This is a genomic window from Paenibacillus sp. FSL H7-0331 (genome assembly GCF_001956045.1).
Genome location: NZ_MRTH01000002.1, coordinates 150,619 through 173,005, shown reverse-complemented (window position 1 = coordinate 173,005; position 22,387 = coordinate 150,619). Strand labels below are relative to the sequence as shown.

At 47.6% G+C, this 22,387-nt stretch carries 19 protein-coding genes; 5 read left to right on the top strand and 14 right to left on the bottom strand.

Going from position 1 to position 22,387, the window contains the following annotated elements; all coding sequences use genetic code 11:
• Positions 1-20: 20 nt before the first annotated feature.
• Positions 21-230, bottom strand: a complete 210-nt coding sequence (locus tag BK127_RS03495; protein ID WP_076228613.1) for a hypothetical protein — start codon at positions 228-230, stop codon at positions 21-23.
• Between the two features lie 224 nt (positions 231-454).
• Here BK127_RS03495 and BK127_RS03490 point away from each other — a divergent pair, with 224 nt between their 5' ends.
• Together BK127_RS03490 and BK127_RS03485 are read left to right on the top strand one after the other, a co-directional pair.
• Positions 455-1,642, top strand: a complete 1,188-nt coding sequence (locus tag BK127_RS03490) for a cytochrome P450 (RefSeq protein ID WP_076228612.1) — start codon at positions 455-457, stop codon at positions 1,640-1,642.
• 191 nt (positions 1,643-1,833) lie between these two features.
• Positions 1,834-3,987, top strand: coding sequence for a HelD family protein (locus tag BK127_RS03485; protein WP_076228611.1), 2,154 nt, complete (start codon positions 1,834-1,836; stop codon positions 3,985-3,987).
• Between the two features lie 382 nt (positions 3,988-4,369).
• Here BK127_RS03485 and BK127_RS03480 read toward each other — a convergent pair whose 3' ends face one another.
• The 4 genes from BK127_RS03480 to BK127_RS03465 form a co-directional block, all read right to left on the bottom strand.
• Positions 4,370-5,362, bottom strand: coding sequence for a 2-hydroxyacid dehydrogenase (locus BK127_RS03480; RefSeq protein WP_076228610.1), 993 nt, complete (start codon positions 5,360-5,362; stop codon positions 4,370-4,372).
• A gap of 46 nt (positions 5,363-5,408) precedes the next feature.
• On the bottom strand, positions 5,409-6,248 hold the full coding sequence (larE, locus tag BK127_RS03475) for an ATP-dependent sacrificial sulfur transferase LarE (RefSeq protein ID WP_076228609.1): 840 nt from the start codon (positions 6,246-6,248) through the stop codon (positions 5,409-5,411).
• Positions 6,249-6,469: 221 nt separating this feature from the next.
• The gene (locus BK127_RS03470; RefSeq protein ID WP_076228608.1) at positions 6,470-8,182 is read right to left on the bottom strand and encodes a putative bifunctional diguanylate cyclase/phosphodiesterase; all 1,713 of its coding nucleotides are present in this window, start codon (positions 8,180-8,182) and stop codon (positions 6,470-6,472) included.
• Between the two features lie 246 nt (positions 8,183-8,428).
• Positions 8,429-8,905 (bottom strand): glutathione peroxidase, encoded by a 477-nt coding sequence (locus BK127_RS03465; protein ID WP_076228607.1) that lies wholly within the window; start codon positions 8,903-8,905, stop codon positions 8,429-8,431.
• 195 nt (positions 8,906-9,100) lie between these two features.
• On the opposite strand from BK127_RS03465, the gene BK127_RS03460 reads away from it, so the two are divergent.
• Entirely contained in the window at positions 9,101-10,402 is a 1,302-nt protein-coding gene (locus BK127_RS03460; protein ID WP_076228606.1) for an AAA family ATPase, read from the top strand.
• Positions 10,403-10,439: 37 nt separating this feature from the next.
• Positions 10,440-12,149: a vWA domain-containing protein gene (locus tag BK127_RS03455; RefSeq protein ID WP_076228605.1), complete on the top strand. Its 1,710-nt coding sequence runs from the start codon at positions 10,440-10,442 to the stop codon at positions 12,147-12,149.
• Here the strand turns inward: BK127_RS03455 and BK127_RS03450 are convergent.
• Positions 12,146-13,540, bottom strand: a complete 1,395-nt coding sequence (locus BK127_RS03450; RefSeq protein ID WP_076228604.1) for an MATE family efflux transporter — start codon at positions 13,538-13,540, stop codon at positions 12,146-12,148. The two genes, BK127_RS03455 and BK127_RS03450, sit on opposite strands and share 4 nt — an antisense overlap.
• A gap of 267 nt (positions 13,541-13,807) precedes the next feature.
• Between BK127_RS03450 and BK127_RS03445 the strand changes: the two genes are divergently transcribed.
• Positions 13,808-15,166 (top strand): hypothetical protein, encoded by a 1,359-nt coding sequence (locus BK127_RS03445; RefSeq protein WP_256711159.1) that lies wholly within the window; start codon positions 13,808-13,810, stop codon positions 15,164-15,166.
• Between the two features lie 83 nt (positions 15,167-15,249).
• Here the strand turns inward: BK127_RS03445 and BK127_RS03440 are convergent, their stop codons facing one another.
• The 8 genes from BK127_RS03440 to BK127_RS03405 form a co-directional block, all read right to left on the bottom strand.
• On the bottom strand, positions 15,250-16,326 hold the full coding sequence (locus BK127_RS03440; protein ID WP_076228881.1) for a DUF3900 domain-containing protein: 1,077 nt from the start codon (positions 16,324-16,326) through the stop codon (positions 15,250-15,252).
• A gap of 136 nt (positions 16,327-16,462) precedes the next feature.
• Complete coding sequence (locus BK127_RS03435) at positions 16,463-17,080, bottom strand: superoxide dismutase family protein (protein ID WP_076228603.1); 618 nt, start codon at positions 17,078-17,080, stop codon at positions 16,463-16,465.
• A gap of 144 nt (positions 17,081-17,224) precedes the next feature.
• The gene (locus BK127_RS03430; RefSeq protein WP_076228602.1) at positions 17,225-18,229 is read right to left on the bottom strand and encodes a hypothetical protein; all 1,005 of its coding nucleotides are present in this window, start codon (positions 18,227-18,229) and stop codon (positions 17,225-17,227) included.
• Complete coding sequence (locus BK127_RS03425) at positions 18,219-18,797, bottom strand: sigma-70 family RNA polymerase sigma factor (RefSeq protein WP_076228601.1); 579 nt, start codon at positions 18,795-18,797, stop codon at positions 18,219-18,221. Before BK127_RS03425 ends, BK127_RS03430 begins: the two co-directional genes overlap by 11 nt.
• A gap of 173 nt (positions 18,798-18,970) precedes the next feature.
• Positions 18,971-19,651, bottom strand: coding sequence for a class I SAM-dependent methyltransferase (locus BK127_RS03420; protein WP_076228600.1), 681 nt, complete (start codon positions 19,649-19,651; stop codon positions 18,971-18,973).
• 48 nt (positions 19,652-19,699) lie between these two features.
• Entirely contained in the window at positions 19,700-19,891 is a 192-nt protein-coding gene (locus BK127_RS03415) for a YqaE/Pmp3 family membrane protein (RefSeq protein WP_076228599.1), read from the bottom strand.
• A gap of 53 nt (positions 19,892-19,944) precedes the next feature.
• On the bottom strand, positions 19,945-21,156 hold the full coding sequence (locus BK127_RS03410; protein ID WP_076228598.1) for an MFS transporter: 1,212 nt from the start codon (positions 21,154-21,156) through the stop codon (positions 19,945-19,947).
• Positions 21,157-21,177: 21 nt separating this feature from the next.
• Entirely contained in the window at positions 21,178-22,356 is a 1,179-nt protein-coding gene (locus BK127_RS03405) for an FAD-dependent monooxygenase (RefSeq protein WP_076228597.1), read from the bottom strand.
• Between the last annotated feature and the right edge of the window lie 31 nt (positions 22,357-22,387).

The window sequence follows — 22,387 nt, the reverse complement described above, 5'->3', positions numbered from 1 at the left end:
GCCTGTTGTAGCTTGCAAGGTTAATTATGATAGGCTCCGCTTGGCTCATTCAGTACCCATTCCAGCATCATAACCATGGACTCCAACTGTTCAGTCTTTGAACGAAGCCTATCGATTTTCCCCTCGCTCTCGGGATTGCTTTGCAGTAAATTTGCCAGCTCAGCTTCTGCTGACTTCAGTTGGACAACCAGCTCATTGCGTTTTCTTTTAATTTGATCCTCGGTTCTCATATGATCCCAGCCTCCAATTCGTCTAAGTAGATGGATAATATCATATCGAAAAAGCTATCGTTCGTAAAACTCTCATATAATTTCATCGTGATTTGTCCATTTCCGGGTAAACAAAGGTATAGCTCAGGTATAGGTGGGAAATAATAACACCTTTCCAAAAGCTATGTGATTACCCAGAACCCAGACTTGCCATTCGTGACAAAAAATGAGGAGGTATGATACTTGTGAGTATCTTATTAACCCCGGAGCTGCTCAGAAATCCTTATCCTATGTATGATCAAATGCGCGCAGGACAGCCCGTTGCTTATATGGAAGCTATGAAGTTCTGGTCTGTGTTCGGCTATGACGATGTACGGACCGTGCTTTCCGATCAAGCGCGCTTTTCTTCCGGCCACGGCAATGAAGCGAGTGCTGAAACTGCTGCTCAAAAGTCTGCACAGGCTAATAGTGGATTTTCTCTAATTACGACCGACCCTCCAAGGCATACCATGCTTCGCTCTTTGGTTAGCCGTGCTTTTACGCCCAAAGCGGTTGCTGCCTTAGAGCCGCGTATCGAGCAGATTGCCAACGAACTGCTTGCTCCATATATTCAATCAGGTAAGATCGACCTTATTCGTGACTTCTCTTACCCGCTGCCGGTTATCGTTATAGCCGAGCTGTTGGGAATTCCAAGCGAGGATCGCGACCGGTTCAAGCATTGGTCCGATGAGGTCGTAGCCTCAGCCAATGCCGTAGTTGGGGAAGTCAATCCAGAGTCCCAACAAGCACTCATGGAGATGCATGCCTATTTCCGTGAGATCATAGCCAAACGCCGCATCCATCCTCAGGATGATCTGATCAGCGCTCTCCTGCTGGCTGAGGAGGAGCAGCAGCAGCTGTCAGAGCATGACATCTTAGCTTTTTGTTCGCTGCTGCTTGTCGCAGGCAATGAAACGACTACCAATTTGATCGGCAATGCCGTTCTTACCTTGTTGGAGCATCCTGAGCAATGGGATCAGCTACGCCAAGACCCGCAGCTTCTTCCTTCTACCATTGAAGAGGTGCTTCGTTATCGTTCCCCTGTTCAAGCCATGTTTCGTACGGCCAAGGAGGAATTAGAGATTGGTAGACAAACGATTGCAGCTGGCAGCCGGATCGTTGCCTGGATTGGATCGGCAAACCGTGACGAACACAAATTTATGAATGCCCATACGTTCGACATCACGCGAAACCCTAATCCGCATATTGCTTTTGGCCATGGTATCCACTTCTGTCTCGGCGCACCGCTTGCACGTCTGGAGGCCAAGGTCGCACTTAGAGTCATCCTGGATCGGCTTCCGAACCTGCAGCGGATCAATCAGGATTTGCTTCAGCCGGCACGCGGATTTATCGTTCATGGAGTGGAAAGCTTGCCTTTGCGATTCCATCATTAATTACAATTTTCATGCAAAAGGCTTCGCGTTCGTTGGCAATCCGGCGACGCGAGGCTTTTTGGAATGATTCAGTTCACTGGATATTCGCAGGAATTATACATTTCATACAATGATTGCAATGTAGATGTAAATTGTGATATGATATCCGTCCTGTCTAACACAATATGAACGGAATGAGCGGAGGTTATCACTTGGAAATCAGCATGCAAAACGCGTATGACGAGGAAATGAAACGGTTGGCGGACACGTTCACCGAAATTGACCGACAGCTGCAGGAACTGGCAAGCATTCCGCCCTATACCGGGCATGATCACACCGAACAGGTGCTGGATTCGATCCGTGATTCACGGCGTCGTAATCTGGCTGTTGCCCAGAGCGAACCTTATTTTGGCAGGCTTGATTTTCAGGAAAGCGGTCACAAGGAGCCTCTCCCTCTTTATATTGGCAAGGTTGGCGTTGAGAAGGATTTGACGCTGGAGCTGATGGTCGTCGATTGGCGTGCACCGGTTGCTTCCCTTTTCTATTCGTACACAGGAGGATTGGATGCTACTCAATACGATTCCCCTGATGGTCTTGTGGAAGGCCTTGTGTTTTTAAAACGAAATCTTGTCATTCGCAAACAAATTCTCCAGCGGGTAGTCGATACATTCGATCGAAACGGCGACAACATGGCAGTTACCGATGAATTCCTGCTCTACCGTTTGGGAGAAAACAAGGATAATAAGCTGCGCGACATCGTTTCCACCATTCAGTCCGAGCAGGATTCGATTATCCGTGCTGTCAAGAACAGCGCTTTGCTCATACAGGGTGTCGCCGGAAGCGGTAAAACAACGGTAGCTTTGCATCGACTTGCCTATCTGCTGTATCAATACCGCGATCAGGTTCGTGCTGAACGCATGATTATTTTCGCGCCTAACCGAATGTTCCTCGATTATATTTCAGGCGTGCTTCCTGAGCTTGGTGTCGGCGATATTCAGCAAACTACTTTTAGTGACTGGGCGCTGGAGCTATTGGAGCATGAGGTGAAGCTGATCGATACCTCCGAGCAATTGCGTTACTGGTTTCAAACCGGTCCGGGCCGGCCTGTAATGAACGACGCTGCTCCGGGCCGCTGGAAGGGCTCGATTAAGTTCATGCAATGGCTGGAGCAAGCACTGGAGCAATTCGAAGCTTCTGCCGCTCCTCATGCAGATTACAGTCCTTGGGACGGTGTCAAGCTGAGCAAGCAAACGATGCGTCAGTGGTATGAGGTAGAATACAAGCATGACCCTTTAATGAAACGGCGTGAGCGTGTGATGGCGCGCGTTAAACGTTGGCAGGAAATGGAGCTTGAGAAGGTATGGGAGGTTCATCTGAAAAAGGACTATAAGAAAAAGGCTTCCAGTCGGCTGCGCGACTATGCCAAGCATTGGACGGCCTATACCCCCTTTACGTTCTATAAAGAGCTGTTCCAAACCGCGGGTAAGCCCGATTATTTGTCCGTCGAACTTTACAATGAAATACCTAAGGAATTGCTTGCCTCCACCGAAGCGCACCTTAAGAAAAAGCGTGTTCAGCCCGAGGATTTGGCAGCACTACTCTTCATTCGCAGCAAATTTCAAGGTATCCACGGGGATCTGACCTTTGATCACACGGTCATTGATGAAGCCCAGGATTTTTCACCTTTTCAGGTGGCTTTGTTAAATCTGCATACCCGCAACCAATCGTTTACGATTTTGGGAGACCTTTCCCAGGGGATTCATGCCTATCAAGGGATTCGCAAGTGGGATGAGTTTACGGCGCTTTTTGAAGAAGGTAAAACGGCTTATTTTCAATTGGATCGCAGCTATCGATCTACGATGGAAATCATATATTTTGCCAATGAGGTATTAAAGCTCGGACTGGATCAGCCTGCAGCCTTGGCCATTCCTGTGTTCCGCAGCGGAGACCCTGTCCAAATTGTTCGGGTGGATGAAGCCAAGCTGATTGCCTCCATCATCACTGCTGTACAGAAGCTGCAAACCGGAGAAATTTCAACCGTTGCGATTCTCGTTCGCACCGAGGCACGCAGCGAAGTGCTCTACAAGAAGCTTAATGCAGCTGGCCTGTCGGTCAACCTGATCGCGGCGGGTCAACAGCACTATGAGGGTGGTATTTCCATCGTTCCGACCTTCATGGCTAAAGGACTCGAATTCGATGCGGTATTGATCATTGATGTGGATGATGTTCATTACCCGGCTACCGAGCAGGATGCCAAGCTGCTGTATGTGGGCTGTACCCGCGCTTTGCATTCGCTGCAAATTTGGTATGATGGGACGGCTTCACCCTTAGTTGATCCGATACAAGGTGAATTTGTAATAAGATAAGCCCATTTCATATGTAATTCTAAGGATGAGAACGATTGTCTAAACCCCTACGTTGGTGCGTTGGCGAGGACATGGGTATGGGGTTGCAGCCGTTGTTGAAGTCGCGTTCCATTTATTAGACTCGGAGGTGGGAACACGACTTCAAAGACGGCCCGTAAACTTACCACCCCACACCCATGTCCTCTATTCATCCTTGTTTGCTGGCTGCCAGTTCTTTTGTAAACCTAAGAGCCGATCTGCCTTACGATATTTCATAAAAGAGAACCCCTTTAGTAGTAGTATCAACACCTAAATACATATAAGTAAATAAAGCCCGTCTCAAGCAGCTTGGCTGCCGGGACGGGCTTTTTGTATGGATCAGATGTGTTATCTCCTATGACGATTATATTTTACCTATGCCTTGCAGTTCCTGAACAACATACGCTTCGCCGCCGGTTAATGCACCAACGAGATTTTTCGCTGCCAGCATGGCCATATCGTATCGCGTTTTGTCAGTTGCAGAGCCAATGTGCGGCAAGGTAACGACGTTCGGCATTTTGAGCAGCGGATTGTCGATCGGTGTTGGCTCCACATCGAACACATCAAGGCCTGCGCCACGAATTGTTCCGTTGTTCAAGGCTTCAATCAACGCCTGCTCATCTACCGTTGCACCACGCGATGCATTAATGAAGAACGCCGTTGGCTTCATTAGACTAAATTGCTCTTTACCAATCATATGCTCGGTCTCTGGTGTCAGAGGCGTAATAATGACTACATAATCCGACTCAACCAGCAGCTCATTCAAGGAGCAGTAGCGAGCGCCATACTTGTCCTCAACATCTTGCTTACGGCTGCGGCTATAATACAACAGATTCATATCAAAGCCGTGTACAGCCCGCTTGGCAATCGCTTCACCAATTCGTCCCATACCGATAATCCCAACAGTTGCATGATGAATATCCATTCCGAACAGCTCAGTACCTTTTACAGCACCCTTTTGCCATTTACCTGCCTTCACAAAAGCATCAAGCTCCGCAATTCTCCTACCTGCACTCAGCATGAGCGCAAGCACAAGATCGGCAACAGTTCCATCCAGAACGTATGGAGTGTGCGTGCCAAGTACTCCTCTTGCCTTCATAGCCTCAAGATCAAAATGATTGTAACCAACCGAAGACGAGCTGACTACGCGCAGCTTAGGAGCACGATCCAGCAGATCGGTATCAACAGCCCCTCCAGAGAGGAATACACCTTCTACATCCGTAATCTTTTCCAGCAGTTCAGCACGAGGCATCGTGCCTTCCTTGTCCCAGTAAGTACAGTCACAATGCTCGTTCAAATAATTTTGAACCGTTTCCGGCACTTTTTGCGTGATAAGAACTTTTGGTTTTGCTGACATTGTCTTACCTCCAGGTATCGGTTTTATGGAATCCATTTTCCTTAAGCTATACGGTTTCTGCATGAACGGACTGCTGATCGGGACTTAGCACTTCGTTCAGGCTTCCTGAGCGGTAGCCCTTTAAATCCATCGTCACGTATGCGTAGCCGATTTCTTTCAGCTTGGCATGTACGGTTTCAGCTACGGCCAGCATCTCGGGCAGATCTGCGGCAGGCACTTCGATACGAGCGAGATTTTCATGCTGTCTGACCCGCACTTGACGGAATCCGAGTTGAATCAGGAAATCCTCAGCTTGGTCAATCATCGACAGCTTTAAAGCTGTAATCGCTTCCCCGTAAGGTATTCTTGAAGACAGACAAGCAAATGAAGGCTTATCCCATGTACGCAGCCCAAATTGACGGGATAGATGGCGGATTTCTGATTTTTTGATACCCGCTTCCAGCAGCGGCGCACGTACACCTTGGTCATGAGCAGCTTGAAGTCCCGGGCGATGTTCGCCCAAATCATCGGCAATTGCACCGAATATAACGTGATGATAGCCTTTTTTCTCTGCAATCGGAATGAGATGCTCGAATAATGAATTTTTGCAAAAATAACAACGGTTCGTCGGATTCTCGGCATATCCAGGAATGTCCAACTCACTTGTATGAATAACCTCATGCGGCGCATTAAGCTCCTTGGCGAGCAGAATGGCCTCTTCCTTCTCCCGAACCGGATACGTTTCGGAATCTGCGGTTATCGCCAAAACACGCTCAGGACCCAAAAACTCCAAAGCTGCTTTTAATAGAAAAGCACTATCCACGCCACCGGAAAAAGCGACGACGACCCGATCCATCTCGTGTAAAATACGGCCCAGCTCTTCATATTTCTGTTCGATCGTTTGCATGGAAATCCCTCCTTAGAGTTTTGCTTTCGCAAAACTTTCTTCGTAAGCATTTGCTTAGAGTTTTGCTTTCGCAAAACTTGCATCGTAAGTATTACAACGTATTTCAGCTTCCGGAACTCCGGTCAGCCTGGCAATTAGGGTATTGCTGTATAAGTAAAACGGGACTTTTGGAATCCCGCTTTATTATAGTCCTTTTTACACTCAAGAAAAAGAGCAAATTTTCAAGGCTGCACATAAAAAGGCGACAGAAGTTCCCCCCCTTCGTTTAACAAACGTTCGAATTCCATTGCAGGAAGCGGTTTACTAAAATGATATCCTTGTGCGTGGCGGCAGTCCTGGAGCAGCAAAAATTGCAAATCCTGTGCCGTTTCCACTCCTTCGGCGACCACCTCCAGCCTTAAATGGTTGGCCATCGCTATAATCGTACTTACAATTGCCGCACTGTCGGCATCATGATTAATATCGCGAATAAATGATTGATCGATTTTTAGCTTATGTAAGGGAAGTCTGCGTAAATATTGAAGTGAGCTGTAGCCGGTCCCAAAATCGTCCATCGAAATTCGGATACCCAAGTCCTTCAGTTCATTTAATTTGCGAATCACACGCTCAACATTGTCCATCGCCATACTCTCTGTAATTTCCAGCTCCAGAAATTTGGATTCGAGTTCGGTTTCTTTTAAAATCCGCGTAATATCACCGATCAGATTATGCTTCTGAAATTGACGAAGCGATAAGTTCACGGAAATCGATAAATGCAGAAATCCTGCCCTTTGCCACTGCTTATTTTGCCGACATGCAGTACGAAGCACCCATTCACCAATCGGTACGATCAAGCCTGTTTCCTCGGCAAGCGGTATGAATTGTGCAGGTGAAACCATGCCATGCTTCGGATGATGCCAGCGGATCAACGCTTCTGCACCCATCAGCTCATTACGCTGTATGTCATACTGTGGTTGATAATATAACTCAAACTCTTCGCGCTCCAACGCCTTGCGCAAATCATGCTCAAGCTCTAAGCGAAGCCGCGCATTTGCTCCAAAATCCCCTTGCTGAAGACGGTAAACACCTTCGCCATATTCCTTCTCCATTGCCTGTACATTGGCCGCATGCAGCAGAAGTCCATTCATGTCCGTGCCGTCTTGCGGGTAAAAAGCCAATCCGATACTCCCCACAATCACAATTTCCCGATCCCTCACCAAAAAAGGAACCATCAGTTGTTCATGAATCGAGCGGGCTTTCTCCACAATTTCTGCGGAGTCTCCGAATCGGGAAAATAGAACGGCAAATTCATGGTTACCTAATCGGCTTACCGTACAATCGAATCCCGCAAGAAGCTGCAGCCTTTCACCAACCTGCTTAAGCAGCAAATCTGCCAGATTGGGGCCGAGCAAATCGTTGACCATTTGAAACCTTTCCAAGTCCAGCAGCAGAATGGCAAACTGGTCATCCTCAGAACTGCCCAAAGAAGCAGAAATCATTTGTGTCAACTGGATTTGAAACATGGTGCGATTGGGTAGTCCTGTCAATGTGTCATGATAAGCCATATGCTCAATGAGCTGTAATGCTCTCTTTTGGTCTGTCACGTCCTTGAGCACCACATATATAAACAACTGTCCATCACTGTCAACCGGGATTAAGCGCAACTGCAGCTCCGTAACCTGCCCGCCCCGTTCAGGAAATTCAACCTCCAGATTACTTGCCAATCCTCGCAATGCACCTTGAAAATGGGCAGCAAACGTATGTCCGTTCTCCTTATCGAGAAGAGATTCAAAAGTACAACCTAACCAATCCTTGGAGTTTAGTCCCGGCAATCTGCTGCACTCCGCATTTAATTGTATAATTTTACCATTCGAACCCAGAAGCACGATAGCATCGCCGCTAAGCATGAATAGGGGCTGCTGCGTAAGTGGCAGCGATGATTCTAAATAATCCATGATTGCCTTCTCCCCAGTCTGCTGTATGAGCAGATTCCGCTAAAATACCCTCTCATTGTTAGACAACAACGAGCTTCCCTGTGGAAGTAAGTCATGCGAGCCCTCTCAAAACTTAAAGTTTAGCTTTTCAGCGTCAATTATATCATAAATGAAGGAAATTGATGACGAAATTAATCGAATCATGTAGAAAAAAAGGATTATGCGGCATACCACACAATCCTTCGTTTTCCAAATATGTAGAAGTTATCACAGCAGCTTCTCAATGGCTTCCGTTAACTCAGCATCCTCAGGTGCAACGCGGCTCGAGAATCGCCCGGCAATTGTGCCCTCTTTGCTAATTAAAAACTTTTCAAAATTCCATTTGACATCGCCCTGCTGCTCAGCCTGCTCCGTTAGCAGCGCGTATAAAGGATGTTTATCCTCACCCAAAATAGCAACTTTGCCCAGCACTTCAAAGGTGACACCGTAGTTCAAGCTGCAAAACTCCTGGATTTCTTCCGAGCTTCCTGGCTCTTGTCCGCCAAAATCGTTGCAGGGCACGCCCAGAACAACCAGCCCTTGATCCTTCCACTGCTGGTTCAGCTTTTCAAGACCTGCATACTGCGGTGTAAAGCCGCATTTGGAAGCCACGTTCACGATCAGCAGCACCTTACCTTTGTATTCGCTTAATGATTTACTCCCACCGCTCGCTGTCGGCACGGATATTTCGTAAATGTTAGACATGGTTGATACCCTCCTCAAAGTTTTGTCTTATCATACCATGAACCCGCTCACAAATAGAAATCCTGTGATGATTCGTATATCTAAAATTATTTTGTTACAATTAGAGCTGGACTTGGGCAAGCTATGACACATTTGCAGGGGAGGTACCCGTTCGCTAACGATTAAGGTCGTTGTTACAAGCGGACGGACATTCAAATGAATGAAATTCAAAGAATTCAACATCAGCTGGAGCAGGCTATCGGTCTGCTGGAAAGCCGCTTCCTGGAGCGTGAAGAGCTGATTCGTTTACTTGTACTCGGCTTGATGGGCAATGAGAATGTACTGCTGATCGGCCCTCCCGGCACAGCCAAATCGCAGCTCGCAAGAGCGATCTCACAGCTGTTCGGCAGCGGAGAATGGTTTGAATACCTGTTAACCCGCTTCACAACACCTGATGAGCTGTTTGGTCCAGTTTCGCTGCAGAAGCTGAAGCTTGATCAATATATTCGGCAAACTGAAGGGTATTTGCCTGCTGCTGACTTTGCTTTTCTCGATGAAATATTCAAAGCTAACAGCGCTATCCTGAACGCCTTGCTATCCATATTAAATGAACGGATATTTTTCAATGGACGTGACAAAGAAGAGTCCCCGCTCCTTTTTCTGATGGCGGCCTCCAACGAGCTACCGGAAGAAAATGAGCAATTGGCCGCATTATATGACCGTTTTCTGATTCGCTACGAGGTTGGCTTCCTGAAGCATATGTCGAGCTACGAGCAGATGTTTCAGCTTCCAACCGACTCACTTCCCTCCCTCTTGACAGTCAAGGATGTGGAAACGGTTAGAAAGGCGTCTGAACAGGTCACCATACCGGAATCTCTTATCTATATGCTGTACCAGTTGAAAACCGCTATGGAAGCTAAAGAATTCACCTTATCAGACCGCCGCTGGCGCAAGATCGGGCAATTGTGGAAAACCTCAGCGGCTTTAAACGGGCGTGATGCAGTCAATGTGTGGGACACCGTATATACGCCTAACATGCTGTGGGATTTTCCAGAGGATGTGACGGTAGTACAGGAATTGTTTCAGACCGCTTTTCAGGAGGCTCTTAAACAGCAGTCTGAGCGGGATCTGCCCCTTCACGACTATGATCAGACCGCCAAACGATGGCTCGATATGGAGGATGAGCTACATGCCTTCCAGTTCAAGAAGGAAGTCGGCGGATCACTCGGAAAAGAAGCGCAGGAGCAGTTAAAGGATCGACTTGAGCAATGCAAGCAAGAGCTTGAAGAGACAGCCCGACAGCTGCGCGGTAAATTGGTGCAGTGGCAGCAGCGGGAAAAGGATTGGCCCGGCTATATCCGCAACCAAAACTTTTTGCTGATCCATACGGATCGTTACGCTGTTAAATACACGCATTTGCGGATTCAGGGAGAACGGATCTTGCAGACACTGCAAGGCTTATACCGCACCTTGTTTGATCGTGAAATTCCCGGAGTCCAATACGACTACACACTTTAGCATGCAGCACCATTATACGTATAGGTGGTGAGTGAGGTTGATCATCCAATGTGCCCGTATAGACCGTTATGTATTTGATGGATATGTCCACTCATCGCGCACGGCGCAGGAATGGATTCGCGAGACGAAGGGATCGGCGGCCTGGTTTTCGGTGGAGCTGTTTGCCGATTTTTTCATGTGCTTTTATTTACCCAAGCCGGAAATCAACCGTTCCCAGGAAGCTGCACCTTTTCACCATTGGCTGGTTGGACAGCTGCGCAGGCAGTTTTTTTATCGCTCCATTCGTCCCCGCACAATAGGTGAGGTTAATGCTTCGTTCAAAACCGCACTTAAAGCGCTAATGTGGCTGACAACAACTTATGCCGAAGAGGTGAAGCAGCGCAAGCAGGATGAAACGTTGATGGGGATAGGCTTGCAGAACAGGCAGACGGGTCTCGGGCAGGACAGCACTCAGATCAGCGAGCATCTCAGCGATAAACAGCTGGAGCGACTGAAGCTGGTCGGATATACGCTCCAGCTGGGGAAACGCAATGTTGAGGAAAAGCAGGCTTCGCTCGATTCAAGGCCACTGGTGGAATCGGAGATTCAACAGTTGAAGGAACGTATTGTAACGCTGCAAACGGAGATGCGGACGGATTTCGTGAAACGGGATAAGCTGAAGCTGAAGCTGCGCAAGTCCGAAGCTGAGCTTGAGCAGCGAGAACGTCAGTTGGAACGATTGACCAAACGCGAGAAGGACACCTATCAACAGCTCGAGGAGCAGCTGGGACAATGGCTGAACCGTTCGCTTAAGGAAGCCTTGGGGCGTGAAGAGCAGGAAAGTCTGGACGTTCACGATTTGCTGCAAGCGAGCCAACGCGTAGCCAATCGTTATTGGGGAAGTGATCTTGGAAGGCTGCACAGACAGGAATTTGCCAACTATCTCCAATGGCTGGACAAGCTGAAGCGTCACCCGGAGCTGATCGCCTTTCTTCAGGAAGTCGGTCGCAACCTGCAGCATCTCAAGGTACAGCGCCGCAACCAACGCTCGCCCCATATTCCTGAAGCTTATGACGATTTGCGGCAATCAGCCGATATCGCCCATATGCTGCCAAGTGAAGCCAGTTTGCTGGCTGATCCGGATTTTGAATCGTATTTTCTGGTGAAGTGGCTCGACCGCAAGCTGCTGACTTACAATGTGAGCGGACGCACCAAAGAACCCCACAAAGGGCCGGTCGTTTGTATGCTGGATACATCCCATTCGATGCGCGGCAGCAAGCTGCGGGTAGCACAAATTTTTGTCGCGACCTTTGCTGCCTTTAGTATGTTGGAGCGGCGCGACTTTGCCCTGCTGCTGTTTGGTGCCCAAGGTGAACTGGTCGAGCAAACGTTATATTGGCGTAAGCCGGACTGGCCAGCATTTTACGCGTTGACACAGCTGGCATTTGGCGGAGGCACCCATTTCGATGCTCCCATCAAACGGGGAATTGAGATGGTGGAAGCCAACTCCCGTTTCAAGGACGCCGATTTCGTCATGGTCACCGACGGTATAGGCACGATTAGCGCACCCGTCCGCCAGCAGCTTGCTGAGTTAGGCGCTCATAAACAGGTGCGGCTGCACTCGCTCATTGTCGGTAATGCCCGACAGCATCTTGTCAATCGCTACGATATTTTGGGTGTTTCTCATCAGGTCCGTTTTGCTGCAACCTGGGAAACACAGTCCACATCGGGCAATGAGCTGCTTCTTGATGTATTTCGCAAGCGTTAGGCTGGTTTAGCTGCCGGCCCCATTCTTGCTTTTTTCCAATTTCCGAATCGATAGTAGAGAATGTTCAAAACCGCTGCTACCGTAAAGCTGATCGAAAAGCTCCACCAGATGGAGTCAAAGCCGTACAAACCACCCAAGAGGTAAGCAAGCGGATTCCGCACCAGCAATAAGGCGATAAAAGAAATGACCAGCGGTACTATAACGGACCCAGAGGATCTGACAACACCGGCGACCACATTGAAGATCCCAAATATAATGAACGACCAGAGCGTTAAATTATTAATGTGCACACCGATATCTATCGCATTCCCCTCGGGGAGGAACAGGCTGACGGCTTGACGGTTAAATAAATGGATGAACGATACCAGCACGCCCGTCAATCCCACATTGAAGGCCACACCCGTCCATGTTATCCGATTAACACGCTCCCAATTCCCTGCGCCAATATTTTGCGCTGCCATTGAGGTAACCGCACCGCCTATCGCAAGAGCTGGCATCTGTACATAGCTTGAAATTTGGGTAGCGATACCAAAAGCAGCTGAAGCCTCAGAGCCGTATGAGTTCACCAAATGAACCAAGAACAGATTACTTAACGAAACCACCACCATATTCAAACCCATTGGAAGTCCCTTTTGAATGAGAGCGCGTACAATATCCCATTTTAATCGCAGCATATGGAGATCGTCTTTGGTGATACGAAGAAAATATTTTTTTCTATACAAATATAACAGCAGCAGCACAAAGCTGACCAATTGTGAGAAGAAGGTCGCATAAGCAGAGCCGGATATGCCAAGCCGTGGAAAGGGACCCATCCCTTCGATCAATAACGGATTCAGCAGAACGTCAAGTCCGACCGACAGCAGCAAAAAGTAAAATGGGGTTTTGGCATCGCCGGACCCACGCAGAACGGCCATCACAAGATTATAGCCAAACATAAAAGGTACCCCTGCAAAAATAATCCGCGTATACGCAATTGCAAACTCCCTCGCATCTGCCGGCGTATTCAACAAATCTAGAATTTCCGGTGAAAAAATCAAGCCGATCGCTCCAACAATAATCGATAGTACCATAAAAAATACCGCGCTCGTGCCCACTACCTTTTTAGCCTCGTCTACACGCTTGGCTCCAAGATTTTGTCCGATCAAAATAACAGCCGCCATGGCAATTCCAAAAATCGCACTAATTAACAAAAACATAATAATGTTGGCATTTGACGTTGCCGCAAGCGCTTGCTCACCGAGAAACTTGCCAATCCAGATCGCATTGACAGAACCATTCAAAGATTGAAGCACATTGCCAAGCAAAATCGGTAAAGAAAATAAGAAAAGCGTTTTGGCGATAGGTCCTTCTGTTAAAGAGGGACGTGCCGCCGCTGGTTTAGAAGTGCTCATTGATATTCTCCTTTATTATTAAGTCACAATCCATATAGCGCAAACTTGAAGGTTTTTCCTCTTTTATAAGAAAAGCTTCTGATCGAAGCCTATTCGACGAAGATACATCCGTGTCCAATAGGTTGCTTTTCTTGCGAGATAAGAATCCTTCAGCTTTGCTGAAAACTTATAAATTCTTATGTTATAAAAAGGATACCTCATTAAATCGTTCAATGCTATAATACCTAAAGAATTAATACTGATACCTACTCAGACAGGAGAACAACCGTGATTACCACCATGATCCATTCAACAAGACCCATTTTTTACAGCTTATTAGTCTTAACCTTTGTACTGCAGACCTTGATCGGCTCGACCTGGCTCCTAATAGTTGAAGGTAGCCTTGCGATCGTATGCCTAGCCATTTCCATGCATGACGCTCGCAGGATGTTTCAAATCGCCGGCTCTCTTTTTATTGCAGCAGGCATTGCATGTATGATCTGGGGACAGCTTCCGATCTCTCAGCTCCCCTTATTGATGACATCCAACGTCATGCTGATTTCGCTTTTGTACATGCTTCCGTTCATTAATCGGGTTATCCGGATAGGCGGTTACGATCGGCACTTGAGCAGATGGCTCCACGTGAAGTCCGGTAACCTGGGCAGCTTATATGTACGTTCCTTAGCTGTAAGTTATTTGCTAAGCCTTTTTCTGTTTTTTGCCGCTCTTCCTTTGGTTCACAAAGTATTGAAAAAGCATCTGCAGCATCAAGAGCAGGGTTTGGCCAATCGGTTCATCGCCAGTGCCATCTTACGCGGCTTCGGAATAGTCGCATTGTGGAGTCCGGTCGAGCCCTTGGTGGCAACCGCTGTGCTCATTACCGGCGTCTCATATATGTCGCTGCTTCCCTGGATGCTTGGCTTATCTGTCCTGATGTTTATAGCTGGCGGCCTGTGGGGCTTAAGCTACCGACGAATCAAGGACGAAGCCATGATACAAGCTACTGCCAAAGCCCCATCATGGCCCAAAACCATTACATTTTTGTTCGCTCTCTTGCTGTTGATTACTCTCGCTTTCTTACTGCAATCGGCTTTACATCTTTCCTTTTTCACGGCAATGACGTTTGTACTGCTTCCTTTTTCTATTGTATGGGCTATCGCTTTGCGACGATTGGGGCGCTTTGTCGCCGCCATCCGTTTGCATGGGAGAGAGGGCATCGTCGGACTGCGCCATTTATTGGTATTGTTCCTGTCCTTCGGTTTTTTCAATAGTGCGGTGTCCAAAAGCCCGCTGTTTCATCTGGTCGAGGGCTCCGTTCAATCGATCTCACACTGGCCATCCTTACTGCTTATTGTTATTTTTCTGGTTTGCTTTCTATTACCGGTTGCAGGTATTCATCCTTTGGTCGTAATGGGAGTATTTGGCTTCCTACTGCAGCCAGTTCTTGTGATCATGAATCCGCTAAGTATCGCAATGGTACTCATTACCTCATGCTTATGCTCATCCTTTATGGGAACTTTTAATTCAACAGTAACGATCATGAGCGGCTTGCTCCGCGTCAATCCTTATCGGATTACTGCATGGAATCTCGGCTTTGGTTTACTGTTTGGTGGCACAGGTGTGCTTGTCAGTTACTTGCTATTATAGTTATACAGCTCATCACAATCACGTATAAAAGGAACAGGCTGCTCTTAACGCTTGTTCCTTTTATACGTGATTTGCTATTAAAACTAACCAGCTTCTTCCTCTGCCTTGCTCTTGATCCGATCCACAATTTGCTCCAACGGCTCCGGCTGCAGCAGCTCAACAGGCAAAATACCTTTGTCGAACATCAGGCCCTCGCCCTCCAACACGACTACGTAGCGATCCCCCAGCTTCGCAATATGCAGACGGTCGCCAAAATCGGCCAATAACGCTCGAACCGTCATATTGCCAAGCTTCAGCTTCATCTCCAGCTCCGGCTGCTGTTCAACCAATACCGAGGACGCCTCCATTACTTGTTCGTGTGACCATTTCTCCTGTAGCTCACGCTTCTCGCTGTAAGCCCATACTTCCATCTCCTGTGTCTCTTTCTCACGTGCTTCCTCATTGTCCTCATATACCTGCTCGATATATTGGTGAACAAAGCCAAGCACCTGTTCATTCAATATTTCCGGCTGCGATTTCTCATATTCCACATATTTCAGGAAATCCTCGAAATATCGGGCATGTGAGGATTGATGGATCTTCAGCTCCCACGGCTCCAGCATTCCTTCCTCCGGCATGTGCGGGTACATGATCGACTTCATATTTTTGGCATTGATCGCCATCTCAACCTTGTTAAGCAAGCTTCTTTCATCCGTGATACGAGCGATTTTTTGTTCAAAATCACACTTCAATACAAATATAAACGGTTCGTCGAACAATTGACTCAGCTTGGCACGAGCAATGAACATCGCTCCGCCGCGGATTGCACTCGTATCCATATAGGCCTGCACCAAAGCTTCGGCATGCTCGATATAGGTATCCATCGTATCCGCCATACGCAGCCGCGCAAATAAATTATAGTTAGGATTGCTGTCCAAATCATAGCCCGGCTCCACAGCGAATCGACCGATTTTTGTAGGCACCTGCTCGGCTTTCGGGTTACGTTCAGCGTGACGCTTGGCAATTTTGGAGAATTCTCCACCTAGAAAGGAGCTGAGCTCACTATCTGCATAATCGTCACCGTCGAGCGTCTGATAATGCTTATATCGTTTACCGCCCTGCTCTTCTTCCCCCTCGATCTGAATCACAAAAAAAGATATACATTCGATGTCAAACTTCATTCCTGCAGCTCCCTTAAGAGGATAAATGTCCAAAAAAAACCCACCACTAGGGGCTTCTTAAAGCCCCGAAGGCGGGTTTAAACATCTTAACACAGGTTTAAGGGATGCAGCAATCCTTCACAATTCCCAAAACAAATTACAGGATAACACCGCAAGCAATACGAGCTCCGGAGTTTCCTGAAGGATCGGTCATATAATCATCTTCCGCTTCATGGATGACCAAAGACGTACCACCCTGCTTCAACAAGGAATTGGCTTTATCCTTATCGAGCGTTACCATCTTGTTGACGAGCTCCGCACGACCTTTTCCATCAGCGCCAACCTCCAGATTCAAAAGATCGCCAGCGTGTGGTCCCTGAGGATTATTGAAGCCATGCTTCTTGCCTTCTGGATTTAAATGCTCTCCAGCTGTCTTGAAATCCGGACCTGTGCACACGCCGTACTGATGGATGTGAATGCCATGCTTGCCAGGCGCTATTCCTGTAACCTCGACCTGCATCTTGACACCCTCTGGAATGGAGGATAACACGGCAGTTCCCGTCTTGATCCCCTTGCTGTTGATGATGTCAATCCGCTTGATCATCGGTCCTGAATCCTTGGCCATTTCGGTTGCTGTTGAGACAGCTGCACTTTCTGCCTGATGACCATGCTGCGGTGTGCGTTCAGCCAAAGTCGGCTGGTTGCTCCATTCACAGCCTGACAATAGCATGATACAGCTTAATAACGCAAATCCCCTGTTTCTATTTCTACTCATGTGATTCCCTCCAAAGGTTCAATCAAAGTTCCTTAGTCATTGTTGGCCTATTGAGAGGAAATTAAACTTATTTCGTCACAAAATTTCTTCCGAACCTGTTATATTCGACAAAAACCTCCATGAGATGACCAAACATCTAGTCAATCATTTCATATGTTCCGCTGTAAATACCAAATCCTGCTTGCTCACACCCACCGATTCACTAATGACAGAATAAAGCACGATTTGACCGTTTTCCTGTCCGATCCAAGTGAGTGCCTGGGACTGGTTAGATGGACTCAGAAACGCATGGTTGTTAACCGAATAGTAGGCCTCTTTGCCTTTCAGGTTTATTTTTCCCACTTGCTCAATGCCCGTTATATGCGCTTGTACTGTTTTCTCCTTTTCACCATCAGGAATAAGCTGATAATAAATCTGGATTTGATCCCCTTTAGTATTTTGATAAATCAAGTTGGGAATTTCTTGCGCGCCAAAGCTTTGTGCATGAGTTCTGTCCGCAGTAAGCTTTTTCCAGGCAATTCCTGCAGCGACATCCTTGGATTGTTTCTTCAACGTCTCCAGATTGTCGCGTAATGTATCTGTGTCGATAGCTCCGATAGGGAGTACTGTTCTCCCTTCTGTAAATGCAAAGCCCTCTGGAAGCTTATCCGGTAATTTGTACAAACCCGGACCGCCGACAAGCTGCTTTTGCCAGACTTCTATATTCGTATAGCTTTGCGGCTGGTTGACCTTGACAAGCGGCGGCAGCTTAATCTTATTCAACTCAGGTACATAGACCACAGCAGATTCACCAGACGCCAATTGTTGTCGAACCTGATTGATGCGCTCCCGTACGGCTTGTGTCTGCTGAGCATCAAGGGTCTTCTGTGTATTCGAAGAAACCTGAAAGCTGAAGGTTCCGTCATTTAATTGATAAAGCAGGGTTGACGCATAAGCAATTCCCGAGAATAGAAGTAAACACAGTGCAATCATTATAGCTTGAGAATAGCGTCTTGGTTTGGCAAATACCGAAGCGCCATTGCCCTTGGAGAGCTTGTCGGCAAATCTTTGATCAAACAGCTGCTCGGTTCGAACACCGACTGCGGCGGGGCATTGAATGGACTTGCCTTGGCGCTTCAGTTCGTCAGTCAAACGTTGTTCAATGGACATGAATGGTCTCCTCCTTGACGGACAGTGCTAGATCCGTGTTTTTACGAAGCTTTTCTAAACCAAGACGTAACCTCGACTTGACGGTACTGAGCGGAATATCCAGAACCCGAGCGATTTCCTCCAGACTGTAATCATCGTAATACCGTAGGATAATTACACTTCGGAGCTTGTAAGACAGTTGTAAAACTTGTGCCAACAGCTCTTCGCTCGTCTCATTATGAAGTACCTGCTCTTCTGTCCGGATTGCTGTTTCTTCCCGTCTCAACTCTTTATTGCGGTTGAACAAGCGGTAACGGCGCCACAGCTTCCTGTTCCAGTTGTTCACTTGCCGAACAGCGAGACCGTTCAGCCAGCGGTGGAAGGACTGTCGGGCATCATAATTCGGGATGGACTTCAGCAGCTCCATGTAAACCTCGCTTGTGACATCACCGGCATCCTGCTTATTGTTGAGCAAAAAGTACACGGTACGATAAACCGAATGCTGAGTAAGCTCATACACAGTGCGAAAGGCTTCTTTGTCGCCACTGCTCATCCGGAGGAGCAATGGGTACATTTCTTGGTCTGTCATAGGGCGGCCAGCCTCCTATCTTAATAAATCACCCTATATTGGTTCGTCGCCTGATTAAAGTTCACTAATAGCTTTTTTATTTGATTGTTTTTTGCCGATCTGCTTCACCTCATACAAAAAAGGCTGCCGTGGCAGCCTCATGGTTCTTATGCGTTGTACAATAAAAGATTCCATCATGAAAAGGAGGTGGGCTCCGGAGATCTATCCTGCTCGTGCTGCATCTCCTCAATCGGGTCGAAAAATAAAATGTGCGGTTTTTTCATTACCCAGGTCGTCATACAGCGCTGATTCGCAACATTAACGGTTTTGAGTGGTTCTAGCAGAATACCTTGCAGCTTCTCGGTCATCTTTAACAACCGCTCCTCGTCCACAAGAAAACGTATGCTCCGGTCAGGCAATCGGTAACGATGCTGTCCAAGCGGTATCACCCTGTCTTCAATGCCAATGGACGAAGCCAATCTGACAAACAGCAGGCCACCTGGACGAAGCACCCTCCACAGCTCATACAGCATACGCTGGAAATGCGCATCATGATCAGCAAAGTGCAGCACGGCATTACTGATCACGACATCAAAGCTTTCATTGAGAAAGCTTATTTTATCGATGGATTGGACCTGGGCATATTCAGCCGACCAGTCCGCAGCCAGCTCAGCCCCAAGCCTGCGTACATCTGCTATCGCTTCCTCCGAGTGGTCAATGGCATACACCTCGAACCCGTTGCGCAGGAAATAAACCAGATTACGTCCAGAGCCACAGCCTGCATCCAGAATCCGCATGCCTTTCACAATTCGACCCTTTAACAGCTGATCGAACAAATAAATATCGATATCACCGTACAGCTCGCGAGGGTTCATTCGTATATCAGCCCGATTCCGAGAGTTTTCGTAGAAAGCTTAGTTCGGTTATTTATTTTTCATCGATCTTGCTAATTGTTCCATTCTTTTATTGCTTTTAGCATCACTGACTACCATGATGGCATGAATGACTCCAGGAAGCCAGAAACATAAAGTCAATATTAGATTTATCAATGCCTGAAATGGCTTACCGCAGAGCAGCACCGCGAGCGGTGGCAGCAGAATGGCTAATAAATACATGGCTCATCCTCTCCTTATTCGGATATACCTCTATTTCAACGCATTCCTGAAGCTTATGCAAGCACTTTTTTATCCTTGGGTAATAAAATAGCCAATATGCCTAACAGAGGTAAATAAGCAACCAGCTTCATGATAAAGGAAATACTTGTAGCATCCGCAACCCAGCCTAATGCCGCCGATCCAAGTCCACCGATACCAAATGCCAGACCGAAGAACAAACCTGAGATCAACCCTACTTTACCAGGCAGCAGCTCCTGCGCATAGACGACAATAATCGAAAATGCCGAAGAGAGTACAAAACCGGCGCATACACACAATACACCTGACCAGAACAGATTCGCATATGGCAGCATAATCGAAAACGGAGCTGTTCCAAATATCGAGAACCAAATAATATTGCGACGACCGTAACGGTCTGCAAGCGGTCCGCCAATGAAGGTCCCCGCTGCTGAAGCGACTAGAAAAGCAAATAAAAACCATTGCGCATTACTCACGGTAACCCCATAATCCTCAATTAAGAAGAAAGTATAGTAGCTCGTAATACCCGACATATACACATGCTTCGTAAATACAAGAAATACAAGAATGACAATTGCCCAAGAAATTTGTGCAGGTGTCAAGCCTGCCTTGCTGCTTCCAGCCGTAACTGTTTTGGCTTTGGGTCTCGGACGAATATCCTGTCGACTGTACCATCGAGCCACATTAAATTGAATAATGATCGCAATAATGGCTGCAAAGGTTAGCCAGATCACACCGAATTGACCGATGGAAACAAATACGACAGCCGTCATAATGGGACCCAATGCACTCCCGATATTACCGCCTACCTGGAAAATCGACTGTGCCAGTCCTCTTCTCGCTCCTGCAGCCAAATAAGCTACCCGTGAGGATTCGGGGTGAAATATAGCGGAACCAATCCCCATGGCTATTACCGCAAATAAGATAATTGCATAGTAAGGTGCCAGCGCCAATCCAACTACTCCTACTAAGGTAAAACATACGCCTATAGGTAAAATATAAGGACGCGGCCGAATATCGGCATAATAACCGACAAGCGGTTGAATGAGCGAAGCGGTCACATTCATTGCCAATGCAATCATCCCGATTTGCGTGTAACTGAGCTGCAAGGAATCCTTTAGAATCGGGAATAACGCGGATACACTGGATTGCATCGTATCGTTCAATAAATGAACAATACTGATCGCGAATAAAATCGGAAATACGGTTGTCTGGATTGGTGCTGATTGATTTTGTGCTTTTGCCACAGTCGGTACTCTCCTTTTTCTCTAAACCTCATATCCGACCAGCCAGTCAAATCGTTTGACATGCATGCTGGGTGGAATCATACGCAGCAGCCGGTTTCTTACAAAGATCGCTGCTGGAATTTCCGTTTGAACGACTTTTGCCATGAGTCGCGATTGACGCACCACCTTGGTTGCGCGTGCAAGGCGACGTTGTTCATATTGCTGATGAGCTGCAGGAATGTCAGTGTCCACGGATTGCAAGCATTGTGACAGCACTAACGCATCCTCCATAGCCTGAGCACCACCTTGACCTAAATTAGGCAGCATCGGATGTGCCGCATCACCGAGTAAAGCAACTCTTCCCTCTGTCCATCGTCCTATAGGGCTGCAATCATAAATATCGTGAGAAAGAATAGAATCCTCCTCAGCTGCAGCAATAACGGACTCGATTGGTTGATACCAGCCGCGAAATGTCGAAAGTGCCAGCTGCTTTCGTTCTGCTGCCGGATGTGGAATACCTTCACTGGAATTGATCGCTGCAAACCAGTAGATGCGTCCGTTACCAAGATGCGTAAAGCCAAACCGCTTGCCGTACCCCCAGGCTTCAAAACCACCGCCAATGTCTAACGGGTAGCGCTGATCCTCGAACACGGAAATGCCACGTAGCGCCGTGAATCCGGAATAACGAAGCGGTGTGTGTCCAGGCAGTTGTCCTCTCACCTTGGAACGAATGCCGTCCGCACCTATCAAGAGCTCGCCGTCCGCTGTACATCCATCTTCAAAAGTCGCTGTTACCCGATCTTGATCCTGTGTCCAGCCGACGAGCTTTTTGTTAAATTGCACATCTGCCATTGCACCCAAAACATCTAATAAAATGGATTGCAGAGTAACCCGATGAATGATGTAGCTGGACGTCCCATATTTTATGGCTTGTTGAGTGGTAGGCAAATCGACCAGCAGCCTTCCGTCCCAAGTTCGGATCTCCGCTTTTCCTATAGGAGCCCCCTCTGCCTGAACCTGATCGGCTGCACCCAGCCTGCGGAGTGCCTTCATTGCATTAGCTGCCAATACAATTCCGGCGCCAACCTGAGGTATCCCGGGTGATCGCTCATACAGAGTTACCTGCCAGCCCTCGTTCCTTAAAGCAATAGCTGAACATAATCCGCCGATGCCAGCCCCTATAACCATCGCTCTTCTTGGCTTGGAATTGCCAGCTTTCATGGCTGATCCTCCTGTATAGGTATCACTCTCT

Excerpts from the sequence above, each read along its gene's own strand:
- BK127_RS03495 (WP_076228613.1), bottom strand. The coding sequence starts at position 230 with ATGAGAACCGAGGATCAAATTAAAAGAAAACGCAATGAGCTGGTTGTC.
- BK127_RS03480 (WP_076228610.1), bottom strand. The coding sequence starts at position 5,362 with ATGTCAGCAAAACCAAAAGTTCTTATCACGCAAAAAGTGCCGGAAACG.
- larE (WP_076228609.1), bottom strand. The coding sequence starts at position 6,248 with ATGCAAACGATCGAACAGAAATATGAAGAGCTGGGCCGTATTTTACAC.
- BK127_RS03470 (WP_076228608.1), bottom strand. The coding sequence starts at position 8,182 with ATGGATTATTTAGAATCATCGCTGCCACTTACGCAGCAGCCCCTATTC.
- BK127_RS03465 (WP_076228607.1), bottom strand. The coding sequence starts at position 8,905 with ATGTCTAACATTTACGAAATATCCGTGCCGACAGCGAGCGGTGGGAGT.
- BK127_RS03460 (WP_076228606.1), top strand. The coding sequence starts at position 9,101 with ATGAATGAAATTCAAAGAATTCAACATCAGCTGGAGCAGGCTATCGGT.
- BK127_RS03450 (WP_076228604.1), bottom strand. The coding sequence starts at position 13,540 with ATGAGCACTTCTAAACCAGCGGCGGCACGTCCCTCTTTAACAGAAGGA.
- BK127_RS03440 (WP_076228881.1), bottom strand. The coding sequence starts at position 16,326 with ATGAAGTTTGACATCGAATGTATATCTTTTTTTGTGATTCAGATCGAG.
- BK127_RS03435 (WP_076228603.1), bottom strand. The coding sequence starts at position 17,080 with ATGAGTAGAAATAGAAACAGGGGATTTGCGTTATTAAGCTGTATCATG.
- BK127_RS03430 (WP_076228602.1), bottom strand. The coding sequence starts at position 18,229 with ATGTCCATTGAACAACGTTTGACTGACGAACTGAAGCGCCAAGGCAAG.
- BK127_RS03425 (WP_076228601.1), bottom strand. The coding sequence starts at position 18,797 with ATGACAGACCAAGAAATGTACCCATTGCTCCTCCGGATGAGCAGTGGC.
- BK127_RS03420 (WP_076228600.1), bottom strand. The coding sequence starts at position 19,651 with ATGAACCCTCGCGAGCTGTACGGTGATATCGATATTTATTTGTTCGAT.
- BK127_RS03415 (WP_076228599.1), bottom strand. The coding sequence starts at position 19,891 with ATGTATTTATTAGCCATTCTGCTGCCACCGCTCGCGGTGCTGCTCTGC.
- BK127_RS03405 (WP_076228597.1), bottom strand. The coding sequence starts at position 22,356 with ATGAAAGCTGGCAATTCCAAGCCAAGAAGAGCGATGGTTATAGGGGCT.